The organism is Mesorhizobium sp. YL-MeA3-2017 (assembly GCF_030814575.1).
Lineage (GTDB): Bacteria > Pseudomonadota > Alphaproteobacteria > Rhizobiales > Rhizobiaceae > Mesorhizobium > Mesorhizobium terrae.
Map to the genome: position 1 here is coordinate 809677 of NZ_JAUSVH010000001.1, position 14225 is coordinate 823901.

The 14225-nt window shown below is 62.7% G+C and carries 13 protein-coding genes; 10 read left to right on the forward strand and 3 right to left on the reverse strand.

The window, feature by feature from the left end:
• Nucleotides 1–373 precede the first annotated feature (373 nt).
• From QFZ88_RS03795 to QFZ88_RS03825, 7 genes are all read left to right on the forward strand, one after another.
• Entirely contained in the window at nucleotides 374–676 is a 303-nt protein-coding gene (locus tag QFZ88_RS03795; RefSeq protein ID WP_024926819.1) for a virulence factor, read from the forward strand.
• Entirely contained in the window at nucleotides 669–1307 is a 639-nt protein-coding gene (locus QFZ88_RS03800; protein WP_024926818.1) for a methylenetetrahydrofolate reductase C-terminal domain-containing protein, read from the forward strand. The genes QFZ88_RS03795 and QFZ88_RS03800 overlap by 8 nt, the downstream gene beginning before the upstream one ends.
• Nucleotides 1304–2404: a methylenetetrahydrofolate reductase gene (locus tag QFZ88_RS03805; RefSeq protein WP_024926817.1), complete on the forward strand. Its 1101-nt coding sequence runs from the start codon at nucleotides 1304–1306 to the stop codon at nucleotides 2402–2404. Before QFZ88_RS03800 ends, QFZ88_RS03805 begins: the two co-directional genes overlap by 4 nt.
• Before the next feature lie 78 nt (nucleotides 2405–2482).
• Complete coding sequence (locus QFZ88_RS03810; protein ID WP_024926816.1) at nucleotides 2483–3454, forward strand: methyltetrahydrofolate cobalamin methyltransferase; 972 nt, start codon at nucleotides 2483–2485, stop codon at nucleotides 3452–3454.
• Nucleotides 3455–3469: 15 nt separating this feature from the next.
• Nucleotides 3470–5548: an ASKHA domain-containing protein gene (locus QFZ88_RS03815; RefSeq protein WP_024926815.1), complete on the forward strand. Its 2079-nt coding sequence runs from the start codon at nucleotides 3470–3472 to the stop codon at nucleotides 5546–5548.
• A gap of 314 nt (nucleotides 5549–5862) precedes the next feature.
• A complete protein-coding gene (locus tag QFZ88_RS03820) occupies nucleotides 5863–6534 on the forward strand; it encodes a L,D-transpeptidase (RefSeq protein ID WP_024926814.1) in 672 nt (223 codons plus the stop codon).
• Nucleotides 6535–6694: 160 nt separating this feature from the next.
• Entirely contained in the window at nucleotides 6695–7618 is a 924-nt protein-coding gene (locus tag QFZ88_RS03825; protein ID WP_024926813.1) for an alpha/beta hydrolase fold domain-containing protein, read from the forward strand.
• Between the two features lie 11 nt (nucleotides 7619–7629).
• Here QFZ88_RS03825 and QFZ88_RS03830 read toward each other — a convergent pair whose 3' ends face one another.
• Nucleotides 7630–8529 carry a LysR substrate-binding domain-containing protein gene (locus tag QFZ88_RS03830; protein WP_024926812.1) on the reverse strand — a complete coding sequence of 300 codons (900 nt, stop codon included), beginning with the start codon at nucleotides 8527–8529 and terminating at the stop codon, nucleotides 7630–7632.
• A gap of 186 nt (nucleotides 8530–8715) precedes the next feature.
• On the opposite strand from QFZ88_RS03830, the gene QFZ88_RS03835 reads away from it, so the two are divergent.
• The 3 genes from QFZ88_RS03835 to QFZ88_RS03845 all read left to right on the forward strand — a co-directional run bounded on the left by QFZ88_RS03835 (nucleotide 8716) and on the right by QFZ88_RS03845 (nucleotide 10645).
• Complete coding sequence (locus tag QFZ88_RS03835) at nucleotides 8716–8898, forward strand: hypothetical protein (protein WP_024926811.1); 183 nt, start codon at nucleotides 8716–8718, stop codon at nucleotides 8896–8898.
• Nucleotides 8899–9228: 330 nt separating this feature from the next.
• Complete coding sequence (locus QFZ88_RS03840) at nucleotides 9229–9363, forward strand: hypothetical protein (protein ID WP_137900549.1); 135 nt, start codon at nucleotides 9229–9231, stop codon at nucleotides 9361–9363.
• 262 nt (nucleotides 9364–9625) lie between these two features.
• Entirely contained in the window at nucleotides 9626–10645 is a 1020-nt protein-coding gene (locus QFZ88_RS03845; RefSeq protein ID WP_210270965.1) for a GlxA family transcriptional regulator, read from the forward strand.
• Nucleotides 10646–10681: 36 nt separating this feature from the next.
• On the opposite strand, the gene QFZ88_RS03850 is transcribed toward QFZ88_RS03845, so the two are convergent.
• Entirely contained in the window at nucleotides 10682–11524 is an 843-nt protein-coding gene (locus tag QFZ88_RS03850) for a DUF1194 domain-containing protein (RefSeq protein ID WP_024926809.1), read from the reverse strand.
• Nucleotides 11525–11627: 103 nt separating this feature from the next.
• Nucleotides 11628–14189, reverse strand: a complete 2562-nt coding sequence (locus QFZ88_RS03855) for a GcvT family protein (protein WP_024926808.1) — start codon at nucleotides 14187–14189, stop codon at nucleotides 11628–11630.
• Between the last annotated feature and the right edge of the window lie 36 nt (nucleotides 14190–14225).

Below are 14225 nucleotides of genomic sequence, written 5' to 3' on the forward strand. Positions count from 1 at the left end.
GCAAATGTTCTAAAGGAACCGTATCGAACTCAACCCCAAGGCGAGTTCGGGTGGAATCCTTCGCGGAACAGCTCTCTGGCTCGGCCTGTCACACTTTCCGTATCTCGGATCGCCCCGCGACAATGGCCGCGCCGAGATGCTCGGGTGGCCTGCAACACGAAGTTAGCCCCCTTGGCTGCGTCTTGAAGGAAAGATGTGGCTTGTCGCGCAAGAGCCGTTTTTTCCAGTTGTCGGCTGGTGCCTTGAACTCGCGGCCGGTCTATCGTTTTGCGACATCGTCGCGCGTCGCTTTTGAAGGCGCGCGCGTCGTCTGATGAGAAGCGGGCTATTCCCGCTTTCGGCAATGCTCCAACCATCGAAGGAACAAGTACAAATGGCCGATCTGATCGTCGTCTACTGGCGTGACATCCCCGCCCAGGTCATCGTCAAAAAAGGCAGGCAGAACGCCAAGCGCGAATTGCCGTTGCGCTTCACCGAAGCGATCGACATGGCCGCGATGCGTTCGGGCGCGGCCGAGACCGACGCCTATCTCGCGGAATGGCGCAAGGCCGACCCGATCCCTGTCGGCGAGGACCTCGAGGCAGAGGTGGAAAAGGCAGCGGCGGCCATCGACGCGGAGTATAGCCGGGAGCGGCTGGTCGCTCTCGCCAAGGCAGGCGGCAAGGAAAATGTCTGAGACCCAGCCGACACCGAATAAGAGCCCGGCAGGCGATACGCCCGCGGCAGGCGGCGTCACCCAGGCGACGCTGGTGCGCAAGGCGGCGCCGAAAAGCGACTACAAGCCCGCCGACGTGTCGCCGCAGCGACGCGTGCAGCGCTCCTATTCGGTTCGGTTATGGGCAATCCGCCATTCCAAGCTGCTCGAATGGTTCTACAGCCGCTTCGCCGATGCCTTCCTGTTGCTCCATCCGCTGTGGAGGGGCATCGGCTACGGCCGCGTCGAGGCGCCGGTCAAATTCGTCGAGAAGCGTGTGAAAGGCCTGATGTTCGACTGCCGTATGTGTGGCCAGTGCATCCTGTCGTCGACCGGCATGTCCTGCCCGATGAACTGCCCCAAGCAGTTGCGCAACGGCCCTTGCGGCGGCGTACGCGCCAACGGCAATTGCGAAGTCGAGCCCGACATGCCCTGCGTATGGGTCAAGGCCTGGGAAGGCTCGCGCAACATGGTCAAGGGCGATGCCATCCTCAACGTGCAGAAGCCCGTCGACCAGTCACTCAGGGAAACGTCGGCGTGGCTGCGTGTCACCGCACAGGCCGCTGCCGCGCGTGAGGCGGCCAATAACCCCAACACCGGAGCACCAGCATGACCCCGCCGCGTCCGCCACAGCGCGACGAGAACCCCGCTGGCATCCACCTGCCGCTGGAACCCCTGCCCGGCCATTCCTCGCGCGGCCGCCTCGAACGCGTCCTGCGCCGTGGCGAGTTCGCGGTGACCACCGAACTCAACCCGCCCGACAGTGCCGATCCGGAAGACGTCTACAACCGCGCCAAGGTTTTCGATGGCTGGGTCGATGCGATCAACGCCGTCGATGCCTCCGGCGCCAACTGCCACATGTCCTCGGTCGGCATCTGTGCGCTGCTGACCCGCATGGGCTATGCCCCGGTCATGCAGATCGCCTGCCGAGACAAGAACCGCATCGCCATCCAGGGCGACGTGCTGGGTGGCGCAGCCATGGGCGTGGCCAACATCCTTTGCCTCACCGGCGACGGCGTCCAGGCCGGCGACCAGCCCGGCGCCAAGCCGGTGTTCGACCTCGATTCGATGTCGCTGCTCGAAACCGTCCGCATCATGCGCGACAACGGCAAGTTCCTGTCCGGCCGCAAGCTGTCAACGCCGCCGCAGGTTTTCCTCGGCGCTGCGATCAATCCTTTCGCCCCGCCTTATGACTTCCGCCCGATCCACCTTGGCAAGAAGATCGCCGCCGGCGCGCAGTTCGTGCAGAGCCAGTATTGTTTCGACGTGCCGATGTTCAAAACCTTCATGCAGAAGGCCCGCGATCTCGGTTTCACGGAAAAGGTCTTCATCATGGTCGGCGTCGGCCCGCTGGCCTCTGCAAAGACGGCAAAATGGATCCGCTCCAATGTGCCCGGCATCCACATTCCCGATTCCGTCATCAAGCGGCTGGAAGGCGCGCAGGATCAGAAGAAGGAAGGCAAGCAACTCTGCATCGACATCATCAACGAGGTGAAGGAAATTCCCGGCGTCTCCGGCGTCCATGTGATGGCCTACCGCCAGGAAGAATATGTCGCCGAAATCGTCGATGAATCGGGCGTGCTCAAGGGCCGCCAGCCCTGGAAGCGCGAGGCGCGCGCGGACGACGCCCGTGTTGCCGAGCGCCTTGATCATCTCTTGCATGATAACGTCACCGAAACCCAGATCGACATGGTCAAGACCGCGCATTGATAGCGCGGGCGTCACCATTTGCTTGATCCACACCAGATAACGATATAAAGAAGTCTTTATATCCAGAGGGAGTTTGAAATGACCCGCACCATCGTCGCCTCGGCGACCCGTGAAATCGTCATCGGTTTCGACCAGCCCTTCTGCGTCATCGGCGAGCGCATCAACCCGACCGGCCGCAAGAAGCTGGCCGCCGAGATGGTCGCCGGCAATTTCGAGACCGTCATCAAGGACGCACTCGAACAGGCTGCCTGCGGCGCCACCATGCTCGACGTCAATGCCGGTGTCACCGCCGTCGACCCCAACGCCACCGAGCCGGCGCTTCTGGTGCAGACGCTGGAGATCGTGCAGAACCTGGTCGACCTGCCGCTGTCGATCGACTCCTCCGTCACCGCGGCCATCGAGGCCGCACTGAAGGTCGCCAAGGGCCGCCCCCTGGTGAACTCGGTCACAGGCGAGGAAGAGAAACTGGAAGCGATCCTGCCCCTGGTCAAGAAATACAACGTCCCCGTCGTTGCCATCTCCAACGACGAGACGGGCATTTCGATGGACCCGGATGTGCGTTTCGCCGTGGCCAAGAAGATCGTCGAGCGTTGCGCCGATTTCGGCATCCCGGCGCATGACGTCGTCGTCGACCCGCTGGTGATGCCGATCGGCGCGCTGGGCGATGCCGGCCGCCAGGTGTTCGCGCTGCTGCGCCGCCTGCGCGAGGAACTCAAGGTCAACACCACCTGTGGCCTGTCGAACATCTCGTTCGGCCTGCCGCACCGCCATGGCATCAATGCCGGCTTCATCCCGATGGTTATCGGCGCCGGCATGACCTCGGCGATCATGAACCCGGTTCGTCCGCAGGAAATGGAGGCCGTACGCGCCGCCAACGTGCTCAACGGCACCGATAAGGATTGCATGAACTGGATCAAGACCTACAAGGACTACAAGCCGGCCGAGGGCGGCCACCCCGTTGCCGCTCCGGTCGCGGTCAATGCGCCCGGTGACGCCGCTGCTGGCGGTCGCCGGCGTGGCGGCCGCGAAGCACGCATGGCACGGGGGTAATCGGTCGCAATTGAAATGAACTCGCCCGCCAACATCACCGATCCTCTCGTCCTGTTCATGCCGTCCGGCAAGCGCGGGCGGTTCCCTGTCGGCACGCCGCTGCTCGACGCAGCCCGCCAGCTCGGCGTCTATGTAGAATCGGTATGCGGCGGGCGCGCCACTTGCGGGCGCTGCCAGATCGAAGTGCAGGAAGGCAACTTCGCCAAGCACAAGATCGTCTCCTCGCTCGACCACATCTCGCCGAAGGGCCCGAAGGAAGAGCGCTACGAACGCGTGCGCGGCCTGCCCGAAGGGCGGCGCCTGTCCTGCTCGGCCACCGTCCAGGGCGACCTCGTCATCGACGTGCCGCAGGACACGGTGATCAACGCCCAGGTCGTGCGCAAGGCCGCCACCGACCGCGTCATCGAGCGCAACTCGGCGGTGCAGATGTGTTATGTCGAGGTCGAGCAGCCCGACATGCACAAGCCAACTGGCGATCTGGAACGCCTTAAGGCGGTGCTGGAGAACGACTGGGGCTGGAAGGATCTGCGCGTCGCGCCGCATCTCATCCCCGAGATCCAGAAAATCCTGCGCAAGGAGAACTGGGCGGTCACGGCGGCAATCCACAAGGACATGGAGTTCTCGCGCGCAACCGTCATCGCGCTCTATCCGGGCCTCAAGAACGAGGCCTACGGCATAGCCTGCGACATCGGCTCGACCACAATCGCCATGCATCTGGTCTCGTTGCTGTCAGGTCGCGTCGTCGCGTCTTCCGGCACGTCGAACCCACAGATCCGCTTCGGCGAGGATCTGATGAGCCGCGTCTCCTACGTGATGATGAATCCGGACGGACGCGAGGCGATGACCAAGGCCGTGCGTGAGGCCATCAACACGCTGATCGGCAATGTCTGTGAGGAAGGCGGCGTCGATCGCCACGATATCTTCGACAGCGTCTTCGTCGCCAACCCGATCATGCACCATCTGTTCCTCGGCATCGACCCGACCGAACTCGGCCAGGCGCCTTTCGCGCTTGCCGTTTCGGGTGCGGTGCAAGGCTGGACCAACGACATCGGCATCGACGTGAACAGCGGTGCGCGTTTCTACACGCTGCCTTGTATCGCCGGCCATGTCGGCGCCGATGCCGCCGGCGCGACGCTGTCGGAAGGCCCTTATCGGCAGGACAAGATGATGCTCCTGGTCGATGTCGGCACCAATGCCGAGATCATCCTGGGCAACAGCGCACGTGTCGTCGCCGCCTCGTCGCCGACGGGACCGGCCTTCGAAGGTGCTGAAATCTCGTCCGGCCAGCGCGCTGCCCCCGGCGCCATCGAACGCGTGCGCATCGATCCCGAAACGCTGGAACCGCGCTATCGCGTCATCGGCACCGACAAGTGGTCGGACGAGGAAGGCTTCGAGGAAGCATCCTGGACGACCGGCGTCACCGGCATTTGCGGTTCGGCCATCATCGAGGTGGTGGCGGAGATGTATCTCTCCGGCATCATCTCGGAAGACGGCGTCGTCGATGGCTCGATGATGGCGAAAAGCCCGCGCATCATCCAGAACGGCCGCACCTTCTCCTATCTGCTGCGTGAGGGCCGCCAGGGCGAACCGCGCATCACCGTTACCCAGAACGACGTGCGCGCCATCCAGCTCGCCAAGGCTGCCCTCTACGCGGGCGTCAAGCTGCTCATGGAAAAGCAGGGCGTCGAAACTGTCGACACCATCCGTTTCGCCGGCGCCTTCGGCTCCTTCATCGACCCGAAATACGCCATGGTGCTTGGCCTTATCCCCGACTGCGACCTTTCCGAGGTCAAGGCTGTCGGCAATGCCGCGGGTACCGGGGCGCTGATGGCGCTGCTCAACCGCGACCATCGCCGCGAGATCGAGAAGCAGGTGGCGAAGATCGAAAAGATCGAAACCGCGCTCGAACCGCATTTCCAGCAGCTGTTCATCGATGCCATGGCGCTGCCCAACAAGGTCGACCCCTTCCCCAAATTGGCCGAGCAGGTGAAGCTGCCACCACGCAAGGCAACCAGCGAAGACGGCGTTGGTGGCGAAGCCACGCCGCGACGCCGCTCGCGCGAGGAACGGGCAGCACGGCGCGGCCGCGAATAGCGGTCCGCCGGGCTGATTGCCATTCAGGCCGGATGACGCGACGAGCCCCGCTGTGGCATCCGGGACACAGGGAACGGTCAAGGCCCCGGTCACGCCGGCTCTCCTTGACCGGGTGCCATGTTCTCGCCCCCTTTTGCGGCCAGTCACAGCTTTCCATTCGCGCCGCTCGACGCTCGTTTCCGGTCGCCACAATCCCTTTCTTGATACGCGCATCTTCACCGAAGCGTGATCGCCGGTGATTGGAAGCATTCAGACTTTTCTGCGACGAACCGGCTCAACCGAAATCAATACGATCAGGTTCCGCAATGTCCGTTATGCTCACCCGCCGCATGTTCGTCCTCGCCATCCCCTTCGTTGCGGCTGGCTGCACCATGACGCAGAAAGTGGCCTCGATCAAACCGGGCAAGCGGGAAGTTCCGCAATATTACAAAGACATGTATGCGCCGGTTGCAGACGATGCATTCCCCATCCCCGCCCCGGACCTTACCAAGATCAACCCGAAATTTTACCGTCAGGAAGTCGCCTACCAAGGCTCCGAGCCGGCAGGCACCGTTGTCATCGACACGCCGAAACGCTTCCTCTATCTGGTGCTCGGCGAAGGACGCGCACTGCGTTACGGCGTTGGCGTCGGCAAGGCCGGGCTGGCGTTCGAGGGCAGCGGCGTCATCCAGTACAAGCGCGAATGGCCGCGCTGGACGCCGACGCAGGATATGATCGCCCGCGAGCCGGAGCGCTACGGTCCGCTCTCCGCCGGCATGGAGCCTGGCCCGACCAACCCGCTTGGCGCCCGCGCGCTCTATCTGTTCAAGAACGGCGCCGACACGCTCTACCGCATCCACGGCACCAATGAGGATTGGTCGATCGGCCGCTCGATCTCATCCGGCTGCATTCGCCTGCTCAACCAGGACATCATCGACCTGCACCGCCGCGTGCAGAGCGGCACCCGCGTAGTCGTGTTGCAGCAGGATACGGTGCCCGCCGCCTGATACGCGGCCGCACGCACCTTTCCTGGGCGACGCTACCCGCGTGCGGTGGCGCAAGCCGATAACGCTGCGTGATCCTTGACATTTTCCGGCGCAGACCAAAATTTGGGATGGGGGCATTCAAAGGCCGGCCTGCCGGCTCAGCATCCGTCGGTCGCATCGCATGGCCAGCATCCGCAGCAACGTTGTCTCGTTTGTCCTGAAGCACACCCGCAAGAAAGCATTTTCCAGCCCTGAGGCTATGCATCGCTGGATCCAGCATGCGCGCCGCAAGCAGAGCCATCAGCCACCGCCGGCAATCATCCAGCGCTTCGACGTCAAAACGCGCAGCGTCGACGGCTTTCCCGTCTATGAGATCGCGCCGCGAGACGGCGGCACCCGGCGGATTCTTTACCTGCATGGCGGCGCCTATGTCTTTGAAATCACGTCCTATCACTGGGCGTTGATTGCCGAGATGGCGGAACGGCTGGGCTTTGGCGTCACCGTGCCGATCTATCCGATCGCGCCGGAACACGACTTCCACGACATGTTCGGCATGGTCGGTGCAGTCTATCGTGGAATGCTCGAAGAGACGGCGGCCAGCGAGATCGTCTTCATGGGCGATTCAGCCGGCGGCAACATGGCCGTGGTGCTGACCATGATGATGGCGCAGGATGGCCTGCCGGCGCCCGGCAGCCACGTGCTGATTTCGCCCGGTCTCGACATGTCGCTGACCAATCCGGACGTTTTCGCGGCCGAGCAGCATGACCCCTGGCTGGGCATCCCCGGCGGCCTGGAGGCGGTCAGGCTCTACAGCGCCGGTATGGATCGCAGCGACTGGCACATCAGCCCGCTCTATGGCGACCTCACCGTCCTGCCGACAACCCTGCTCCTCACCGGCTCGCGCGACCTGTTGACGCCCGACAATCTGATCTTCGCCGAAAGGGCGCGTGCCGCCGGCGTCGACATCGAGCTGGTCCACGAAGAAGGCATGTTCCACGTCTGGCCGCTGATCAACATGCCGGAAGCGCGGCGCGCGCGCGACCGCATCGTGACGTTCCTGAGCAGGCGCGAGAGGCAGCCCGGCCTGGCCTTCGCGGCCGAATAGCCAGGAACGGCCTAGAACTTCCCCGTTTCCCGGAACACGTCGAAGGTAGCGCGGATATGGTCGGCCACCGCCTTGACCGGCGCACTGGCGTCCGGCGTCACGATCATCGCCAGATTGTAGCTGCCGATATGCGGCAGACCGTCCTTCGGGCCGAGCTCGACCATGTCGTTGCCAAGGAAGGATTTGGGCAGCGGCGCCACGGCGAGATCCGCGAGAATGGCGGCGCGCTGGCCAGCAGTGTGTGCACTCATATAGGCAACGCGATAGTTGCGGCCATCGCGGCCGAGCGCATCCAGCGCCCCTGCCCGCCACACGCAACCTTCTTCCCAGATCGACACCGGCAGCGGCTCGCGCAGATGCGCGCATCCACCCTTGGCGCCCGCCCATACAATCGGCTCGGTTAGAAGCACCTCGGCGCCGATAGCGCTGGTCTTGTAGGAATTGGTCAGCAAGGTGATGTCGAGCACACGGTCATCCATGCGCCGGCGCAGATTGATCGACTGGTCGATGGTGACATCGACGGCGATCGAGGGATGCGAATGCGCGAAGCGCTTCAGCACATGCGGCAGGACCCGTTCGCCGTAATCGTCCGGCGAGCCCAATCGCACCACGCCGACGATATCAGGCACGATGAACTTGGAGACCGCCTCGCGGTTGATGGCCAGCAGCCGTCGCGCATAGCCAAGCAGCATCTCGCCATCGGTGGTCAGCGCGACCGAGCGCGCGTCACGCGCGAAGACGGAGCGGCCAAGCACGTCCTCCAATTTCTTGATCTGCATCGAAACCGCCGAAGGTGTGCGGAACACGGCCGTGGCCGCCGTGGTGAAGCTGCCGGTCTCGGCGATCGCAACGAATGTGCGCAACACATCCAGGTCAAGCAGCGGAAGTGGATGGTTGAGTGGCGCGTTCATCGGCGTTCCATTCAAATTTTCTGAACTAAAGCATCATGTCATTTCGTTTGATTGAACATCACCGCAGGTTCATAGTCAACACTGTCAAGACGGCCCTATCGATCATTGCTGACAAGCTGTTGGAGCAGCAGCAATTCGATGGGAACCAGCAGCCGAATTTCCAGCCAACCGTGGAAGGAGAAGTGTATGACCGTTCTGTCGACCATCGGTCGGATCGCGACCGAACTCGGTGCCGCCCGCAGCCGTTATCTCACCGAGCGCGCCATCCGCGCACTGCCCGCCGAGGTGCAGAAGGATATCGGCTGGCCGGATGTGGCTTCAAACACCGCCCATGCGGCCGGCGTCGGCAGCTGGGCCGGCGGAAAATGACCGGACAGGCAGTCGCATGAGAGCCCGCCGCGATGTTTCCGGCGGGCTTTTTTGTTGCCGCAACGCCCATTCAGCTCGCCATGCAATGGACGCATGACGCATATGAACAAGCCGCATAGCGGCGCAAAATTCAACCAACTCATTGTAAAAAATAAACAAAATATGGTTTCTGGCTGAAACATGCCAATTCCCATGTCGCTTTTCCATATGAAGCGCTTCGCTTTTGCGATTTTGTTTTTGCGTGGACAAGCCTATATGCACTGCAGCAAACGAGCTGCCCCACTCCATCAAGCGAAGGCGACCCGTCTGAGCAACCGATTGGAGAAAGTCATGAAGCTCTTTACCCGCCTGTTCACCCGCCGCCAGACCAACCTGACCACCGCTCTGGAGCGTCAGCGTTTGGCCAAGACCATGCCTGGCCAGACCGCAGCGGTTGCGGCCGCCCGTCTCGGCTTCGTGGCATGATCGTTCGAGGCTCCGACGAGCCTCACTTTCAGCCGTAAAATTGCAAACGCCGCCTCGCTTCGACCGGGCGGCGTTTTGCTATTGGCGACACCGCGCGGGCGTTGACGAAAGCCGCCGACGCGCCCCCGATCTTTCCAAAGCGCTTGCGATGGCCCGTTTGCGACCCATGTCGCAAATTTTGTCTTCCCTACCCGCTCTAGCCAATTGACAGAAAATAATTTTCCTGATGACGCTATGCTGATCGCGACATTCTGTTCGCGTCATGGGAGGTAGATTTTTCGTGAGCGCCGCAAAGCAGCCGATCAAACGATCGTTGGTCTTTTTCCTCGTCCCTGATTTCACCATGGTCGCGTTTGCGACAGCGCTTGAGCCATTGCGCATCGCCAACCGAATGCTCGGCTACGAAGCCTATCGCTGGCGGCTGGCAAGCACCGATGGGAGCCCCGTGCCGGCCTCGAACGGCGTCCTATGCGCGGTCAACACCTCGCTGGACGAGGAACGCCGCAAGATGGCAGGCCCTGACCGGCCGTCCATGGCCATCATCTGCACGGGCATGGATGTCGAGAAATACCATAACAAGTCGGTCTTCGCCTGGCTGCGCGAGGAGTATAATCGCGGCGTCGCCGTGGGCGGACTGTGCACCGGCGCCTATGTTCTGGCCGCCGCCGGTCTCTTGTCCAACAAGCGCTGCGCCATCCACTGGGAAAACCTGCCTGGCTTCCAGGAAGCCTTCCCGAAGGCCAACGTCTTCGCCGACCTGTTCGAGGTCGACCAGAATGTCTACACCTGCGCCGGCGGCACCGCCGCGCTCGACATGATGCTGAAACTGATCGGCGACGATTTCGACGAAAACCTCGTCAACCGCGTCTGCGAACAGGTGCTGACCGACCGCGTAAGAAGCCCGACCGACCGCCAGCGCCTGCCGCTGCGCGCACGGCTAGGCGTGCAGAATTCCAAGGTGCTCACCATCATCGAGCTGATGGAGGCGAACCTCGCCGAACCCTTGTCGCTGATCGAAATCGCCGACCATGTCGACCTTTCGCGCCGTCAGATCGAGCGGCTGTTCCGTACCGAGATGGGCCGCTCGCCCGCCCGTTATTATCTGGAAATCAGGCTCGACCGCGCCCGTCATTTGCTGATCCAATCGTCGATGCCGGTGGTCGAAGTCGCGGTGGCCTGTGGCTTCGTCTCGGCTTCGCATTTCTCCAAATGCTATCGCGAGCTCTATGCGCGCTCGCCGCAGCAGGAGCGCATCGACCGCAAGCAGCTTCTGGCGGCCTGATATCGGAAAGCCCTCCCCTGCCTGGGGAAGGTCAAGTCACCGGTTGTCGAGCAGATAGTTGCGGTCACGCCATCTCTTCTCGCCGGCGAGGCAATCGACCGTGGGGGTTGCCTGAGCGAGCACCACTGGGGGCTGCACGGCCTCGGCCGCAGCCCAATGCGGCGATGCCGGACCGGCCAGTTCCAGCACCAGCTTGCGGCGGACCGCCTCGGGGAACTGTTCCCAGCCATTGACCGGAATCATGAAGGCCCCGGGGCCGCCGATGACGCAATCGTGGTAGTAGCGATCGAGATCGCGCAGATCGTAGGGCGATTCCGCCAGGCCACTGGTCATCAGCGGCAATCCATTGATGGTGATGCCCTGCTTGACCACGGCGTCGCGGGCGAAAGGCGCCGGCGCGCCCTGGTTGTTCGGTCCGTCGCCGGAGATGTCGATGACACGTTTATCGCCCTGAAACGGGCTTTCGGCGAACAGGTCGGCGCCGAATTGCAGCGCCGCCGAGATCGACGTGCGCCGCGCGCTGTTAGGCGGCCGGGCCGACAATTGCGAAACCACGCCCTCTGCATCGGCGCGGTTGGCGATTACTGTCCACGGCACGATCACATATTGCGACATGGTGCCGGCCCATTCGACGTAGGTGACGGCGATCTTGCCGTACCGGCCGTCGGCAATCGCCCGCAGCACGGCTTCGTCGGTCAACGCCGCGGCATAGCCGTGCCGCTGGATCTCCAGCTCTTCCGGCGACATCGACAAAGAGACGTCGACGGCAAGGACTAGCTCCACGTCAACCGGTTCGGCTGCATTCGCCGCCGCGATCAGCCCAAGCGCCAGCGCCGAAGCGACACCCACGAAAAGGGAGCTGACAGAGGCTGCCGACATGGTCGAAGAGTAAGCGAAAACCGGCCCCTTACAAAGCAAAAGCCCGGCTGGTGCCGGGCTTTTGTATGATCGTTCGAAGGTTTGCTGCGGCCGAGTGACGGTCTCAGCTTCTCGGCTTCAAATTCTCCGGGTCGTAGAGCGGTTTGTAGCCGACCCCTGCCACCTCGACCGGATAGGTCTCTCCGAAATAGCCAACCTGAAGCTTGCGCCCCTCCTGCGCATAAGCGTGCGGCACGTAGGCGAGCGCGATGTTCTTGCCGATGGTCGGGCCGTAAGCGACCGAAGTGGTATAAGAGCGCCGGCCGAGCTCGTCGATCAGCACCTCACCGGTTTCCGGATCCATGACCGGCATCGAGCCGACTGGGTAGCGCTTGACGCCCTTGCCGTCGGTGTTGTCGGTCATGATGAGCGTGCAGAGCATGGCGGGCTGGTGGGCGCGCGCCTTGTACTCCAGATGCTTGGCCTTGCCGCGGAAGTCGGCTTCCTTGACCTTCGGACGGGCAAGGTCGGCCTCGATGAGGTTGTACTGGGTGAGAAGGTCCGCATTCTGCAGGCGCAGGCTCTTTTCCATGCGGCGCGAATTGGCGTAGGTCTCGACACCGAAGGCCATGACGCCGGTCGAGCGCAGGGCATCCCAGACGGCCAGGCCGTCCTCGTATTTCATGTGCAGTTCCCAGCCCTGCTCGCCGACATAGGAGATGCGGAAAGCTGTAACGTTCTTACCGGCGATCTCGATCTGCTTGATCGCGGCGAAGGCGAAGTTTTCCTGGTCGAGACCGGCGGGATCGGACACCACTTTCTTCAGGTTTTCGCGGGCGTTCGGTCCCCAGATGCCGATGGTGATGTATTTTTCCGACGTGTCGGTGATGGTAACGTCGAGACCGCGATCCTCAGCCACACGCTTCATGTAGTGGAAGTCGCGCGGGCCGGCATCGGCACCGTTCACCAGGCGGCAGCGGTCCGCCATGCGGAAGACGGTGAAGTCGGCGCGCACCATGCCCTCGTCGTCGAGGAAATGGGTGTAGATGCCCTTGCCGATATTGCTATCGCCGCCGATCTTGGCAGCACAGAGCCATTCCAAGAGCTCGACATGGTCGGGACCTTCGATATCCACCATGTGGAAGTGCGAGAGGTTGACGATGCCGCAATCCTCGCTCATCGCCAGATGCTCGGCGTTGGACACGCGCCAGAAATGGCGGCTGTCCCATTCGTTCTCGCGCACCGGAACGCGGTTGCCGTATTTTTCGAGCAGGTGCTCGTTGGCGGCATAGCCGTGGGCACGCTCCCAACCGCCAAGCTCCATGAAGTATCCACCGAGTTCCTTCTCGCGCTCGTAGAAGGGCGAACGCTTGACGTTGCGGCCGGTGGCGTAGGGCTCGCGGGTATGCACGGCCGGGAAATAGATCTTCTGGGCGGCCTCGAAAGTGCGGCCCTCGATGAATTTTTCTTCCAGCTGGTGCGGGTAGAAGCGCGAATAGTCGATCGAGTTGTGGTCGATCTCGGTGCGGCCGTCGGTCATCCAATCGGCGATCAGCTTGCCGTAACCGGGACCGTCCTTGACCCAGATAGCGACGCAGTACCAGAGGCCGCGCACCTTCTGGCTCTCGCCGCAGGACGGGCCGCCGGCGGCGGAAACCTGAAGCAGGCCGTTGAAGGAATGGCTTTCATTGTAGCCGATCTCGCCGAGGATCGGCGTCAGCTCCATGGCGCGCTCCAGCGGCACCATGATCTGTTCCATGTCGAGGTCGCGCTGCGACGGCGACAGACGTGCCTCGTGCTTTTCGAGGATCTCGCGCGGATGGCAGAGACGCGGATTGGTGGTCTCGTAATAGCCCCACTCGATCTGGCCGCCTTCGGTGGTCTTGGGGTCGCCGGTGTCGCGCATATAGGCGGAGTTGCCCTGGTCGCGCAGCAACGGGAAGCCGATCTCCTTGCCGGTGCCCTCGAACTCGTTGTACGGGCCGAAGAAGGTGAGCGGATGATCGACCGGCATAACAGGCAGGTCCTCGCCGACCATCTCGGCGATCAGGCGGCCCCATATACCGGCGCAGACGACGACATGGTCGGCCATGATCGTGCCGCGATGGGTGACGACGCCTTTGATGCGGCCCTTCTCGACGATCAGCGAGGTGGCCGGCGTGTTGCCGAAGACCTGGAGCTTTCCGGACTTCTCGGCGGCGTCGACCAGCTTGCCGGCAACCGTCTGCGAGCGCGGGATGACCAGGCCGGCGTCGGGATCAAACATGCCGCCCATCACCTGATCTTCCTCGATCAGCGGGAACATCGCCTTGATCTCGGACGGCGAAACATAGTGTGCGCGGGTACCGAAGGCCTTGGCGGAGGACAGCTTGCGCTTGATCTCTTCCATCCAGGTGTCGTCGCCGGTGCGAGCGACTTCGAGGCCGCCGATGCGGGCGTAGTGGCCCATCTTCTCGTAGAAATCGATCGAGTACTGGGTAGTCCAGACCGAAAGGTAGTCGTGGCTCGTCGTGTAGCAGAAGTCCGAGGCGTGCGCGGTCGAGCCGATGTCGGTCGGGATACCCGACTTGTCGATACCGACGATGTCGTCCCAGCCACGCTCGATCAGATGATGGGCAATCGACGCGCCCACGATACCGCCAAGCCCGATGATGACAACCTTCGCCTTTTTCGGAAACTCTGCCATTGCCCGCGACTCCGAGATGATATTGCGCGCACACTA

Bases quoted from the DNA above. Each gene is read 5' to 3' on its own strand.
- QFZ88_RS03815 (WP_024926815.1), top strand. From the start codon at position 3,470: ATGAACTCGCCCGCCAACATCACCGATCCTCTCGTCCTGTTCATGCCG.
- QFZ88_RS03830 (WP_024926812.1), bottom strand. From the start codon at position 8,529: ATGAACGCGCCACTCAACCATCCACTTCCGCTGCTTGACCTGGATGTG.
- QFZ88_RS03800 (WP_024926818.1), top strand. From the start codon at position 669: ATGTCTGAGACCCAGCCGACACCGAATAAGAGCCCGGCAGGCGATACG.
- QFZ88_RS03850 (WP_024926809.1), bottom strand. From the start codon at position 11,524: ATGTCGGCAGCCTCTGTCAGCTCCCTTTTCGTGGGTGTCGCTTCGGCG.
- QFZ88_RS03820 (WP_024926814.1), top strand. From the start codon at position 5,863: ATGCTCACCCGCCGCATGTTCGTCCTCGCCATCCCCTTCGTTGCGGCT.
- QFZ88_RS03805 (WP_024926817.1), top strand. From the start codon at position 1,304: ATGACCCCGCCGCGTCCGCCACAGCGCGACGAGAACCCCGCTGGCATC.
- QFZ88_RS03855 (WP_024926808.1), bottom strand. From the start codon at position 14,189: ATGGCAGAGTTTCCGAAAAAGGCGAAGGTTGTCATCATCGGGCTTGGC.
- QFZ88_RS03845 (WP_210270965.1), top strand. From the start codon at position 9,626: ATGGGAGGTAGATTTTTCGTGAGCGCCGCAAAGCAGCCGATCAAACGA.
- QFZ88_RS03840 (WP_137900549.1), top strand. From the start codon at position 9,229: ATGAAGCTCTTTACCCGCCTGTTCACCCGCCGCCAGACCAACCTGACC.
- QFZ88_RS03810 (WP_024926816.1), top strand. From the start codon at position 2,483: ATGACCCGCACCATCGTCGCCTCGGCGACCCGTGAAATCGTCATCGGT.
- QFZ88_RS03795 (WP_024926819.1), top strand. From the start codon at position 374: ATGGCCGATCTGATCGTCGTCTACTGGCGTGACATCCCCGCCCAGGTC.
- QFZ88_RS03825 (WP_024926813.1), top strand. From the start codon at position 6,695: ATGGCCAGCATCCGCAGCAACGTTGTCTCGTTTGTCCTGAAGCACACC.
- QFZ88_RS03835 (WP_024926811.1), top strand. From the start codon at position 8,716: ATGACCGTTCTGTCGACCATCGGTCGGATCGCGACCGAACTCGGTGCC.